This window comes from Streptomyces sp. NPDC023573, assembly GCF_055559735.1.
The window spans coordinates 714,037-726,911 of record NZ_JBVHKB010000001.1; the positions used below are offsets into that span (position 1 = coordinate 714,037).

9 protein-coding genes are annotated in these 12,875 nt (G+C 69.0%); all 9 read right to left on the reverse strand.

Translation table 11 applies throughout. From position 1 onward, the window contains the following. Positions 1–606: 606 nt before the first annotated feature. Positions 607–2,214, reverse strand: a complete 1,608-nt coding sequence (locus ACZ32T_RS03315; protein ID WP_467262440.1) for a glycoside hydrolase family 13 protein — start codon at positions 2,212–2,214, stop codon at positions 607–609. A 123-nt stretch (positions 2,215–2,337) separates the two neighbouring features. Further along, complete coding sequence (locus ACZ32T_RS03320) at positions 2,338–3,213, reverse strand: carbohydrate ABC transporter permease (protein WP_467262442.1); 876 nt, start codon at positions 3,211–3,213, stop codon at positions 2,338–2,340. A gap of 16 nt (positions 3,214–3,229) precedes the next feature. Further along, positions 3,230–4,189, reverse strand: a complete 960-nt coding sequence (locus tag ACZ32T_RS03325) for a carbohydrate ABC transporter permease (RefSeq protein WP_467262443.1) — start codon at positions 4,187–4,189, stop codon at positions 3,230–3,232. Positions 4,190–4,315: 126 nt separating this feature from the next. Further along, positions 4,316–5,731 (reverse strand): extracellular solute-binding protein, encoded by a 1,416-nt coding sequence (locus tag ACZ32T_RS03330; protein WP_467365101.1) that lies wholly within the window; start codon positions 5,729–5,731, stop codon positions 4,316–4,318. A gap of 173 nt (positions 5,732–5,904) precedes the next feature. After that, positions 5,905–6,948 (reverse strand): LacI family DNA-binding transcriptional regulator, encoded by a 1,044-nt coding sequence (locus ACZ32T_RS03335; RefSeq protein WP_467262446.1) that lies wholly within the window; start codon positions 6,946–6,948, stop codon positions 5,905–5,907. Between the two features lie 164 nt (positions 6,949–7,112). After that, positions 7,113–10,529: a CARDB domain-containing protein gene (locus ACZ32T_RS03340; protein WP_467365103.1), complete on the reverse strand. Its 3,417-nt coding sequence runs from the start codon at positions 10,527–10,529 to the stop codon at positions 7,113–7,115. 404 nt (positions 10,530–10,933) lie between these two features. Further along, the gene (locus ACZ32T_RS03345; RefSeq protein WP_467365105.1) at positions 10,934–11,605 is read right to left on the reverse strand and encodes a hypothetical protein; all 672 of its coding nucleotides are present in this window, start codon (positions 11,603–11,605) and stop codon (positions 10,934–10,936) included. A gap of 90 nt (positions 11,606–11,695) precedes the next feature. Further along, complete coding sequence (locus ACZ32T_RS03350; protein WP_467262452.1) at positions 11,696–12,229, reverse strand: MarR family winged helix-turn-helix transcriptional regulator; 534 nt, start codon at positions 12,227–12,229, stop codon at positions 11,696–11,698. A 155-nt stretch (positions 12,230–12,384) separates the two neighbouring features. Beyond that, entirely contained in the window at positions 12,385–12,840 is a 456-nt protein-coding gene (locus ACZ32T_RS03355) for a hypothetical protein (RefSeq protein ID WP_467365108.1), read from the reverse strand. Positions 12,841–12,875 lie beyond the last annotated feature (35 nt).

The following is a 12,875-nucleotide window of genomic DNA, read 5'->3' on the forward strand; positions in this document are numbered from 1 at the left end:
TCGATCGCAATATTGCAGACTCCTGATGGAGCCGTCCATGGGTCTGACGCCATAAATTCTGTCCGTCCACGGAAAACCGACTACGCGCGGACTGCCGGGCCGTCGCGGTCCCGCACACCGCTCGCCCCTCGCAGCGCATGCGGGGTGAGACGACCGGGACGCGTCGGAGGGCAGGCCGGTCTGCCCTCGGCCGGTGAAGGTGGAAGAGCTCGGGGTCCCCCTCGTCGAGCCCGTGGAGAAGACCCACGGGGTCCCAGCCGGCTCCCCGGAGCAACCGCTGCATCGGCACGTCGGAGACGTGGGCCGAGGTGAACAGTTTCGGGGTCGTACACCGGGCCGCCGCGGCGGCCGGCAACCGGTGTCCGACCCCTCCGCGGCGCGCCGGCGGAGTCACCGTCAGCATCGGGACGAAGCCCTGGCCGAAGAACGTGTACTCCAGGACGCAGTAGCCGAGCGGGCGGTTCGCGTCCTGCGCCACGAGCGCCTGACCCGGTCGGCACCACCTTGCGATGCTCGTCCGCCGCTCGGCGTCACCCGCGACGGCGACCACGTCGATCGCGGCCGGCGCCTCCGCGTCCGACTCGGTCGCCCGGCGCACCGGATGACTCACCGCACGCGCAGCCAGACCGCGGTGTCCTGGGGCAGCCGTCCCTCGTCGTCGAGCGGTCCGCTGCTCAGGAGTCGGGTGTGGTGGGCCGGCAGGCCGACCGCTCCGGCGGAGAGGTTGACCACGCAGACGAGGCCGTCCGGCCGCGCGAAGGACAGCACACCCTCAGGCGCGGGGAGCCAGCTCATGGACCCGTCGCCGAATCCGGTCTCGGAACGCCTCAGGCGCAGGGCGTCGCGGTAGAGGGTGAGCATCGAGCCGGGTTCGGCGGTCTGGCGGTCGACGGCGTATCCCGACCAGTCGTCGGGCTGTGGCAGCCAGGGCTCCGCCTCGGTACCGAAGCCGTAGTGGGGCTCGTCAGCCGCCCATGGCATGGGTACCCGGCATCCGTCACGGCCCGGGTCCGTGCCCCCGGACCGGAAGTGCATGGGGTCCTGGATGCGGCCGTGCGGGATGTCCGCTTCGGGCAGGCCCAGTTCCTCGCCCTGATAGAGGTAGACCGAGCCCGGCAGGGCCAGCGTGAGCAGGGCGGCGGCCCGGCTCCGGCGGGTGCCGAGTGCGAGGTCGGTCGGGGTGCCGAAGACCTTGGTGGCGAAGTCGAAGCCCGTGTCCGCACGCCCGTAGCGGGTCACGGTCCGAGTCACGTCGTGGTTGCACAGGACCCAGGTGGCGGGTGCGCCGACGGGGGCGTGCTCGGCCAGTGTGTCCTCGATGGCGCGGCGCAGGCAGGCGGCGTCCCACGGGCAGGACAGGAAGTTGAAGTTGAAGGCGGTGTGCAGTTCGTCGGGTCGCAGGTAGCGGGCGAAGCGTTCGGAGTCGGGCAGCCAGACCTCGCCCACGAAGACCCCGTCGTACTCGTCGGCGATCGCCCGCCACGCGCGGTAGATGTCGTGCAGCTCGTCCTGGTCGATGTACGGATGGGGGTCCGCCCCCTCCACGAAGTCGGGCAGGCCCGGCGCCTTGGCGAGCAGCGCCGCGGAGTCGATGCGTACGCCCGAGACACCCCGCTCGAACCAGAAACGGAGTACGTCCTCGTGCTCGTGGCGGACCTCGGGGTTCGCCCAGTTGAGGTCGGGCTGCTCCGGAGTGAACAGGTGCAGGTACCACTCCCCGTCGGGGACCCGGGTCCATGTGGTGCCGGAGAACTGGGAGGGCCAGTCGTTGGGGGGCAGTTCGCCCTGCGGGCCGCGGCCCGGCCGGAAGTGGAAGCGCTCCCGCTCCGCGCTGCCGGGTCCGGCGGCGAGGGCCGCCCGGAACCAGGCATGCTGGTCGGAGACGTGGTTGGGCACGATGTCGACGATGGTGCGGATGCCGAGGTCGCGGGCCTCGGAGATCAGTTTCTCCGCCTCCGCCAGAGTGCCGAAGGCGGGGTCGATGGTGCGGTAGTCGGCGACGTCGTAGCCGCCGTCGACCAGTGGCGACGCGTACCAGGGCGTGAACCAGACCGCGTCGACACCCAGCTCGGCGAGGTAGGGCAGTTTCGCCCGGACGCCCGCGAGGTCTCCGGTGCCGTCACCGTCGCCGTCGGCGAAACTGCGCGGATATATCTGGTAGATGACGGCGTCGCGCCACCAGTCGTCGGAGCGGGGCGGGAGGGGGGCTGCCACGTTGTGGTCCTTTCGGGCAGGGTGGGTCCTCGCCGCCGGCACGGACAGCGGGGCGTCGGGACGTGCCGGCGGCGAAGTCTGGGGAGGTGCGTACGGGTGGCCGTCGACGCGGCCCGCTGGGTCTCAGCCCTTGAGCCCGCCGGCGGTCAGGCCGCTCATGATGTTGCGCTGGAAGATGAGGAAGATCAGTAGCGTGGGGAGCGAGGCGATCGTGAGGGCGGCGATCAGCACGTTCACGGGGACGCCGTTCGACAGGGAGTAGATGCCGACGTTGAGGGTCTGCATCGCCGGGTCGGGGAGGGTGAGCATCGGCCAGAGGAAGTCCTTCCAGACTCCGACGATCGCGAAGATGGACACGACTCCGAGGATCGGCCTGGAGATGGGCAGGACGATCGAGCGCAGGGTGCGCATGGGGCTCGCGCCGTCCATGGACGCGGCGTCCAGGAGTTCCTGCGGGATAGAGTCGAAGAACCGCTTCAGCAGGAAGATGTTGAAGGCGTTCGTCACCGACGGCAGCCAGATCGCCCAGGGCGTGTTGAGCAGGTTCCGCTCCACGATCGGGACGTCGAGCACGGTGAGGTACTGGGGGACGACGAGCACCGTCGCGGGGATCATCAGCGTGGCCAGCATCATGCCCAGGATCGCCTTGCCGAAGACCGGGCGGAGCTTGGAGAGCGAGTAGGCGGCGGCCACGTCGAACACGAGCTGGAAGGCCAGCGCGCCGAACGCGTAGTAAAGGGTGTTGAACAGCAGCCTGGCCAGGTCCATGACCTCCCAGGCCCGGGTGTAGTTGTCGGGCTCGAAAGAGCCGGGGACGAGGGTGGGCGGGCTCTGGATGACCTCCTGGGCGTCCTTGAACCCACTGGACACCAGCCAGTACAACGGTCCGAGGAACACGAGGGTGAAGCACCCGACGACCACGGCGAAGGCCACCCAGTAGACCGCTCTGCCACGAGGCCTGGCGAGTTGGGCCGGCGAAATGAGCGTGCGTGTAGACATGTCGGATCTCCCGGTCCTACTCGTCCTCGGAACGGCTGAGCTTGACGTACGCCGCCGAGAATCCGGCGAGGAGCACGAGCAGGAGCAGACCCAGGGCTGCCGCGGCGCCGTAGTTGTTGAAGTTGAAGGCGTACTGGTAGATGAGGTAGACGACCGTGGTGGTGGAACCCTCGGGCCCGGCGCCGCCTGTCAGCAGGAAGGGCTCGACGAAGACCTGCATGGTGGCGATGATCTGCATCAGCAGCATCAGCGAGAGGATCAGCCGCGTCTGGGGGATCGTGACGTGCCAGATCTTGCGGAGCACACCCGCGCCGTCGAGCTCGGCCGCCTCGTACAGCTCGCCCGGGATGCCCTGGAGCGCGGCGAGGTAGATCAGTGCCGCACCGCCCATGTTCATCCAGGTGGAGGCGACGACGACCGACAGCATGGAGGTGTCGGGGTCCTGCAGCCACTGCTGTGCGGGCAGCCCCAGGAAGCCGAACAGTTCGTTGAGCAGCCCGTACCCGGGGTCGTACAGGTATTTGAACAGGAGCACCGAGGCGACCGGGGGCAGCATCACGGGGAGGTAGACGAGCAGCCTGAGGTAGCCCTTGCCGTGCCGGAACTCGTTGATCACGATGGCGACGACGAAGGGCACGACGAAGCCCAGGACGAGCGCGAGGGCCGTGTAGAGCAGGGTGTTGCGCCACGCCTGCCAGAACGCGGGGTCGTTGACCACCGTGTTCAGGTTGTCCAGACCCACCCAGCTGACCTCGCCGCCCTCGGTCTTCTGGAAGGCGAGGAGGAACTCGCGGACCATCGGATACCAGGAGAACAGCGCGAAGCAGATCAGCGCGCCGATGAGGAAGCCATGGGCGGTGAGGTTGCGTCGCAGGTTCTTGGCGAAGCCGCCGCCGGACGGCACGGGACCCGCCGGGCGGCGCGGGGTGTGGCGGGGGCTGGCCGCCTTGCTTGTGGTCAGGCCGGGGGCCGACATCGATGCTCCTTGGTACGGACTGCTGGTGTCGTTCCCGCTCGCGGCGGTGCGCCGGCGCGGATCCGTGCAGGTGCCGGTGGATCACGGCGGGGCCGGGCGGTTCCGTCCGCCCCCGCCGCGGCGGCGTCACTGCGTGGCGAGGACCTGGTTGACCTGGCTCTCGGCGGTGTCGAGGAGCTTGTCGACGTCGGCGTCCTTGTTGGTGAGGATGCTGGACATGACGTTGTCCAGAACTTTGTAGACCTCCTGCGCCTTCGGCGGCTCGGCCTTGCCGTTGACGGGGTTGTCCATGAAGGTCTTGAAGTTCTCCACGGGCATGGTGGCGTGCTCGACCCGGGCGGCGTCGTCCTTGACCTTGGACTCGCCCAGCCAGAAGTTGGGCTGCGGAATGCCGACGGGCAGCTTGTCGGCCTTGGTGCGGGCCCAGTCGAACTGTCCCTTGCCGACGGTGAGGTTCTTGTAGTTCAGCCAGGCGATCGCGGCCTTGATCTTGTCGCCGGAGATCCCCTTCTTGACCATGTAGTTGTTGCCGCCGGCCAGGGTGTTATTCCCGCCCGGAATCGGCCCCATGCCGAAGTTCTCGTACTGGGCGCCGAGTTGCTGCACCATGTAGGCGATGTCGTCGGGGGCCGCGAGGAACATGCCGAGCTTGTCGGTGGCGATCTGCTTCTGAAGGTCGCCCCACTTGAGCAGCTGGGTCTTGCCCATGCTGTCGTCCTCCCAGCGCATGGCGTGGAGGTTCTTCGCGACCTGCTTGCCGGTCTCGTCGTTGAAGGCGGCCTTCTTGCCGCTCGCGTCGACGACGTCGCCGCCGAGGCTGTACATCTGCGCGGTGAAGTGCCAGCCGCCCGTGTTGCCCGCGCTGTACTCACCGAACCCGGCGATGCCCTCGCCGAGGCCGGCGATCTTCTCGGCCGCGGCCCTGACCTCTTCCCAGGTGCGCGGCGGGGCGTCGGGGTCGAGGCCGGCCTTCTCGAAGAGCTTGCGGTTGATCAGCAGGCCCATCGTGTAGTTGCTGGTGGGCAGGCCGTAGAGCTTGCCGTCCTGCTTCAGGGAGTTGAGGACGTTCGGGTCGATGTCCGCCAGGGCGGGAACGGTCTTGTCGCTGACGTACGCGGTGATGTCCTCGGCGCCGTCGTTGTCCAGGACCTGGGGGAGGTCGGTGAAGTAGGTGTAGAAGACGTCGGGCTGGGACTTGGCCTTCAGCATGGCGGTGAAACGCGGCGGCTCCAGACACTGGCCGGGCGTGGAGCGGCCCTCGATCGTGACGTTGGGGTACGTCTTGTTGAACTCCTTGACGTCCTCCTTCCACTCCTTCAGCTCGGCCGCCTTCGCCGTCGGCGGCATGCAGTCGATGGTGAGCGTGACCTTGGTCTTCGGGTCGAGCGGAGCCGCGGGGTCCGAGGAACCACTGTTCTTGGATCCGGTGTCGTCGTCGCTGCTGCTGCTCGTACCGCAGGCAGCCAGGGTGGTCAGCGCGAACGCGGAAACGAGAGTCATGGCGCCGACACTGCGGGCACGACGCATCTGGGCACTTCTCATGGGTGGACCCCTTCGGGCATGAACGTGGAAGGCGCCCCACCGCCGATGCGTTGTGGGGCGCCGCTCACTCAACCACCGCGACCAGGTGAACGCAATATCTCTTTCTAATTTCGTAATTGATTGACAGTGCAGTGTTAAGGGGGAGGCAGACGGCCTCAAGTGCCCTGCCAGGCCTACGCGGTGGCGGCCTCGGCCACTCGGGGCGAGACCCCGGCACGCAGGTCGGCCGCCTGGGCCGTCGAGGCGCGGACGACGAGCTCGGGCTCGAAGAGGAGTTCCGCCTGAGGGACGGCACTGCCCTGGATCTGGGTCACCAGAAGCTCCACGGCGGCGCGCCCCATGGCCTCGATCGGCTGGCGCACGGTGGTCAGCGGCGGCTCGGTGCACGTCATGAAGGCGGAGTCGTCGTAACCGACCACCGAGACGTCCTCGGGCACCCGGAGCCCTCGTCGGCGCGCGGCCCGCACGGCACCCAGGGCCAGGGGATCACTCGCGCACACGATCCCCGTCACACCCTGGTCCAGCAGCCGTGAAGCGGCCGCCTGGCCGCCCTCGAGCGAAAAGATCGAGCGCGCCACGAACTCGTCGGCCGGCGACCCGCCGGCGGCCTTCACCGCGGCGCGCAGACGGCGCTGCGACGGCAGGTGATCGGCGGGACCCAGCACCAGTCCGATCCGGTCGTGCCCCAGCGACACCAGGTGTCGCCAGGCCTGTTCCACCGCCACCTCGTCGTCACAGGCCACACAGGGGAAGTCGAGGCCCTCGATCGCCGCGTTCATCAGGACCACCGGGATCTTGCGCTCCGCGAGGAGCCGGTAGTGCTCGTGCGGGGCGTCGGCCTGGGCGAAGAAGCCTCCGACGAAGACCACGCCGGAGACCTGCTGCTGCAGCAACAGGTCCACGTAATCCGCTTCGGAGACCCCTCCCTTGGTCTGGGTGCACAGCACCGGGGTGAGCCCCTGCTGCGCCAGCGCACCGCCGATCACCTCGGCGAACGCCGGAAAGATCGGGTTCTGCAGCTCCGGCAGGACGAGGCCCACCAGCCGGGCACGCTCTCCACGCAGCTGGGTCGGACGCTCGTAGCCCAGCACGTCCAGCGCGGTCAGGACCGTCTGCCGGGTCGCTTCCGAGACCCCGGCCTTGCCGTTGAGCACCCGGCTGACCGTGGCTTCACTGACCCCAACCTTCTTCGCTACCTGAGCAAGTCGTCGCGTCATGCACGCAAGACTATCGCAAGGACCGCAAACTCTTGCGTCGCGCGTGCTCACGACGGTCCGGGGATGGCCGCCCGCCCTGTGTCCTCCACGCGGAATGGCGGCCGGAAGACGCGCACACCCCGAAGGGGTGACCGGGTGCACCGGCCACCCCCGAGGAGATCGGATCAGTCACGCGCCCCCTTCTCCCCCGACGCCGCGGAGTTCGCGTTCGGTACGCCGTTGATCACGAACTGGGAGCCGGGCTCGACCAGGACGTCGCCCTGCGCCGAGTTGGTGATGGTCACGTCGTTCAGGTCCGCGCTGCCGCGCGCGCCGCCCATCGCGAGGATCCCGGACCCGTTGACCGAGTTGTCTATGGTCACGTTCTCGATCGCGACGCCGGGCACCGTGCCGCCGCCGGTCTTGAACTGGATGCCGTCGTAGGTCGAGTCGTGGATGTCGGTGTCACGGATGGTGACACCGGGGATGTCGGGCCCCTGGGCGAACAGCGTGATGGCGCCGAACTCCTGGTCCTCGTTCCAGAACGCGCCGCCCGTGCGGTACAGGCCGTTGTTGGCGATGAGGGTCTTGCCCGAGAAGGGCAGCGGGTCGTGGTCCGTGGCCAGCATGATCCCCGGGTAGTTCATGGTGTCGGAGATCAGGTTGTTCTCGATGGTGTTGCCGTGACCGCCGTAGACCGCGATGCCGTTCGCGCGCCAGGGCAGCTGGATCGTGTTGTTGCGGAAGTGGTTGTCGTGGCCGATGTCGACCGCGGTGTCCTTGACGTACTTGTTGGCCCAGACGGCGAGCGCGTCGTCACCGGTGTTACGGAAGGAGGAGTTCGACACGGTCGAGTTGCGCGTGCCGTTGGAGAAGTTGACCCCGTCGGCGTAGGTGTTGCGGATCCGTACGCCGTCGAACTCGACGCCGTCGCCGGGGCCCCACAGCTCGGGGATGTTCGAGTAGTCGCGCCCGACCCAGGCAGCGACGTTCGCGTGCTCGATCCACACGTTCGTGATCTTGGTGTCCTCGCCGAAGCGGCCGTTCAGCGCGACACCGCCCTCCGCGTTGCCGTCACCGCCCCGGATGGTTCCGGAGCCGAAGACGGCGATGTCGGAGATCTTGGTGTTGTCGTCGATGTCGAAGCCGAAGTTGCCCTCGTGAGGGTGGTTGATGCCACCGGCCTCGTGGGGCGGGGTGAGGGAGTAGAGCTGGGAGTGCCACATGCCGGCTCCGCGGATGGTGACGTCCCGGATGCCCACCTGGTTGTACTGACCGCGGTTCTGCGGGTCGTCGGTGAGGATCTTCTTCTCCTGGCGCCACTGGCCGGCGGGTATCCACACGCAGGGGATCTCACCCTCCTGGTCCGCCGTGACGGCGCGCTGGATGGCGTCCGCGTCGTCGAGTCCGTCGTTGGGGACGGCACCGTACGCGGTGATGGAGGCGCACTGGTCAGGTTTGGCGGCGGGGGCCGCGACCTGCTCCAGGTCGATCAGATCCACGATGTAGAAGGCCGCGTCGTCACCGGCGTCGCGCTGGAGACGGAACTCGGTCCCGACCGGGTAGGTCTCCTCGAGCAGGGCGTGGGACTCGTCGAAGAGGCGCCGGGCGTCGCCGCCGGGCCGGTTGGTCAGTCCCTCCGGGTCGTCGGTCGAGCCGTACAGCCAGCTGTGCTTGGAAGAGAGGTCCAGCTTGCGGACGAACGTCCCGTCGGCGTAGAGGCTGAGCGTGGCCTCCTGGCCGCCGCCGCCCGCCGCGTCCGGGATCGAGTTGCGTACCACGATGGAGTTCGAGGGGGTGGTGGACGTGAACTCCACGTACTCACCCGTGGAGTTGAGCCGGACGGACTCCCGGCCGGAGGACTCGGTGGCGAAGTTGGTGTGGCCGAACGTGCGCTTGGCGTCCGACTTCAGCAGCGTGCCGTCGTAGCGCGCGTCCTCCGCCTCGTACTCGGTGTAGGGCACGGCGGCGCCACGTCCCACGACCAGGGAGCGGGCGAAGGTGTTGTTGTCCTCGTTGGTCTCGTCGACGACGGCGGTCGCGTCGGCGGTCGCGGTGAGTGAGGCACCACCACCCGTGGCGGTCCACGCGCCGCTGATGGCGACCGTGGCCGAGCCCCCGGCGGGGATGCTGGCGGTGGTGCCGTTCAGAGTGGTCCCGCCGACCGTGAGCCGGGTGACCGATCCGGCCGGCACGGCGCTGGTGCCGCTGTTGCGCACGGACACGGCGAACGTCACCTCGGTGCCCGGAGCCGGGCTCGCCGGGCTGGTGGTGATGCCCGTGACCTGAAGGTCCGGCCCCGGGGCCCGTACGACGACCAGTTCGTCGGCGGCGTTGCGGCTGTTGTTGCTGTTGTCGAGCTCGGCGACGGTGTCGGCCGGGTCGACCACCGCGGACACGGTGTAACTGCCCGCGGCCCGCTTGCCGGCCTCGACCGGCACCTTCACCGACGCGCCCGGGGCGAGAGTGCCGACGTCGCCGCTGCCCGCGACCTGGCCTTCCAGGCTGACGTCCACCGTGGTGGCGGACGCGGCGGTGGTCCCGGCGTTGCGGACGGTCGCCTCGACGGTGATGTCGTCCTTCTCGGACGGGGAGCCGGCGGGCCAGGTCAGATCGGTGACCATCAGGTCGGGAGCCGGCGCGGCATCGCCGACGACCTCGAACTCGGCGACCTGTCCCCCGGCGGCGCCGGTGTTGCCGAAGAACCGCAGCCGTATGTCGGCGGCGCGGCCGGTGACCGGGACGGTCACGGTGTTCTTGTTGCCCGAGGGGCTGAAGGCGTAGTCGGCCCGTGCCTTCAGGGAAGTGAAGCCGGACTCGCCGGCCTTCCGCCCCAGCACCTCGACGCTCTGGGTCCTGCTGCTCCAGGCGGCGTCAGGGTTCAGCTTGATGACGACACCGGTGACGTCGGCGTCGGCTCCGAGCTTCGCGGTCAGCGTCGAGTCCGGGCCCGCGGCCTCCCAGTAGGTGGAGGTGCTGCCGTCGTTGGCGTTGCCCGCGACGTAGTTCTGCGTGGTCGACGAGGCCTCGATGGCTTTGTGCAGGGCCAGGTTGGTCCCCGTCGGCGGGGAGGTGGGGTCTTCCCCGCCCGCCTCGCCGTGGACCTCCACCTCGGAGAGCTGAGCGGCGTTCCATCCGGTGTTGCCGCTGACCTGGACCCGCAGATACCGGGCTTCCCCGGTGACGTCGACTGTCACGGTGTTGCCGGAGGAAGGAGAGAAGGACTTCACCGAACTCGTGGCCAGGGTGCTGAAGTCCCTGCCGTCGGTGCTGCCCCGCACACTCAGGGTCTCGGTGCGCGACTCCCAGGAAGCGGGGAGTTTCAGCACCACGTCGTCGACATCGGCGGTGGCTCCGAGATCGATCTGCACCCACTGGGGGAACGAGCCGGCGGGGCCTTCCCAGTACGAAGCCTGGATGCCGTCGGTGACGTTGGCGGGGACATAGGAGCCGTTCTGCCCGCTGGCTGTCGCCGGTTTCCCGAGCGCCAGGTTCGGCCCCTCCACTGCCGCGTGGGCTGTCTGGGGCAGCAGCCCGACCGACAGCAGCCCGCCGGTCACCAGGCCGGCGAACATGCGCCGGCCGTGTCGTCTTCCTGTCATGGGGCCCTCTTGATTCGTTTCCTGGGCGAACCAGCACTCGCCGTGCCGCCCGGCCCCGGACAGCGGTGCGTCCGTGACGGGCGGTCATAGGGGCCGGTGCGCAGCGTGGACACTTAGCCGCTTTGGGCGGACATGGGCGGTACATGGCGAACCAAGCACTCGAACATCAATTTGTTGAGTGATTCAGTTCATCTTTTGCAAGCGGCAGGGCACAGGTTTCTATCACGTGACCAGTTTGTCAACGGCCTGTCACCCGAACTTTGCAAGCCCGGCTGCGCCGGCGTGAAGGGGACCGCACCTGACCAGGGGTGAAGCGCTTCCGCCCGGATGCCGGAGGCAGCGGGCATCCGGGCCGCCCTCAGCTGAAGGACCTCGGCGGCACGGTGATCAGCCGGGACCGGCCTTCACGGCAGCGTGAAGCGGAAGGAGCGCACGACCGCCAGCGTCGCCCCTCCGGCGAACAGCAACGCGAGAGTGGCCAACCGTGCTTCGGACGCTGCCTGTTCGCCCGGCTGCGCCATGCCCCGGACCGGCACGCGGCCCGTGGGGTCGTACAGCACCTGGAGCACGTCCCCCGGATCGGTGGAGCCGGTGCAGCCCCGCCAGATCTTCATACGCGGGGACGCCCCGGGCCCGTCAGGGTCCACTTCGCACAGGAAGCGACGCTGGTGGTGCCCACTGCTCTCGACCGACGTGACATGAGCGGACTGCACCTGTCCGCGGTCGGCCATCGCGAGGCCGGCGGCGGTCTGAGGTGCCGCGAAGGCGAGACACGTGCCCAGCACGCCGACGAGTCCGACGAGGATGCGCCCGGCCCGCAGAGCGGTCAGATACAGCACCAGCGCGGCGACGAGCACCAGACCGGCCTCACCGCTACGGAGGAACACGGGACCGGCCCACATGCCCATGGCCCCCGTGCCGGTGACCAGAATGCCGCTGAGGAGGCCGACCGCCAGACCATGCCCCAGAATGCCTGCCCCCGGAACACCGACGAACTCCGCCGGACCCCACAGAGCCGACCTGAGATGGGCCGCGAGACCGTGATCCGGAGCAGCCCTACGGCCGCGGCCACTCACGTGCAAGCGGGTTCCTCTCCCTTCCCGGATCGGCTGGGGCGCCGCGGACCGTGCCGGCCGACGCCGGCACTTCGCCGCCCACGACGATGTTCAGGCGCCGTGCCCCGTCGCCAGGTCCGCCCACCCCAGGGGGTGCGGAGCGCTGTCGTCGCGCGTCGGCACGGCCGGTTCCCCGCCCGCCTCGTTGAAGGCGGTCAGAGCGCTGACGAGGGCGAGGCGCTGGACGGGGTCGAGGCGCTCGACGATCGCGGCGATCTCCTGTTGCCGCCGTGTCGTCACGTCCTCGACCGTACGGCGGCCCTCGTCGGTGAGCTGGAGCAGCGTCTCACGGCGGTTGACCTGGTTGACCTGCCGGTCGGCGAGCCGGGCCGCGATGAGCCGGTCCACCATCCGCATCGCTGTCGAGGGGGCCACACCCAGCAGGTGCGCGAGGGTGACGAGCTTGGTCGCACCACGCGTGTCCAGGACTACGAGCATCCGGAACTGCGGCAGTGTCACGCGGTCCTCGACCTCGGCGAGCGAGCGTGCCGACACCGCGACGAGAAGCCGTGACGCCGTCAGCACCGCACGGGTCACGGCGTCCACATCAAACGTGCCCTCGACCGGGGCGTCTCGCTCAGCCATGTTCCCTTTCTACCGCGCTCACCAGCTTCGCCGTACCAGCCCGTGTCTCACCTCCGGTCCGGTGCACGCGGGAGTTGCTGCGGCACTTCCGCCGGGCGATTCCGCAGTCAGCCTGTGCGACCTTCCCCCGTGCGCCGGGGCCGGCCGGCAACCGGTCAGCCGAGCGAGGCCGACGGCGTACTCGGACGCCGGCAACACTCCTGCTCCTGCTCCTGCTCCTGCTCCTGCTCCTGCGACACGACGTCTCCCCGTCGGCTGTCATCGTCGTCCGGCACAGGCGTCCCCCTGGAGACTGTCAACAGGGCTGCTGTCATGACAATGACCACAAGGAGTGCCTGAGCCAGGTAGCGCCACCGCTCCCTTCCACTCATCTCCCGCCACGCCTGCTGCGGTCGGGGAACGTCGTAGCTCTCGCCGACCCACTCGGCGGGTCCGTCGACCGGTGCGGGGTGCACACCGCTCCACGCGCCGCCGGGGAGTTCCGCTGCTCGCTCGAGAGCGGAAGGCTCCCGGGGGGCGGACAGGCGTATCGCTGCCTCGTTGTCCTCGGCGAACTTCCGCCACACCGCGTTCGGCACGGACGAGTCTTCCTGGTCGCCCGAATCGTTCATTCACTCCCCCACTGGGATCCAGCCACTCGATGTCT

Excerpts from the sequence above, each read along its gene's own strand:
- ACZ32T_RS03320 (WP_467262442.1), bottom strand. The coding sequence starts at position 3,213 with ATGTCTACACGCACGCTCATTTCGCCGGCCCAACTCGCCAGGCCTCGT.
- ACZ32T_RS03325 (WP_467262443.1), bottom strand. The coding sequence starts at position 4,189 with ATGTCGGCCCCCGGCCTGACCACAAGCAAGGCGGCCAGCCCCCGCCAC.
- ACZ32T_RS03330 (WP_467365101.1), bottom strand. The coding sequence starts at position 5,731 with ATGAGAAGTGCCCAGATGCGTCGTGCCCGCAGTGTCGGCGCCATGACT.
- ACZ32T_RS03335 (WP_467262446.1), bottom strand. The coding sequence starts at position 6,948 with ATGACGCGACGACTTGCTCAGGTAGCGAAGAAGGTTGGGGTCAGTGAA.
- ACZ32T_RS03340 (WP_467365103.1), bottom strand. The coding sequence starts at position 10,529 with ATGACAGGAAGACGACACGGCCGGCGCATGTTCGCCGGCCTGGTGACC.
- ACZ32T_RS03350 (WP_467262452.1), bottom strand. The coding sequence starts at position 12,229 with ATGGCTGAGCGAGACGCCCCGGTCGAGGGCACGTTTGATGTGGACGCC.
- ACZ32T_RS03355 (WP_467365108.1), bottom strand. The coding sequence starts at position 12,840 with ATGAACGATTCGGGCGACCAGGAAGACTCGTCCGTGCCGAACGCGGTG.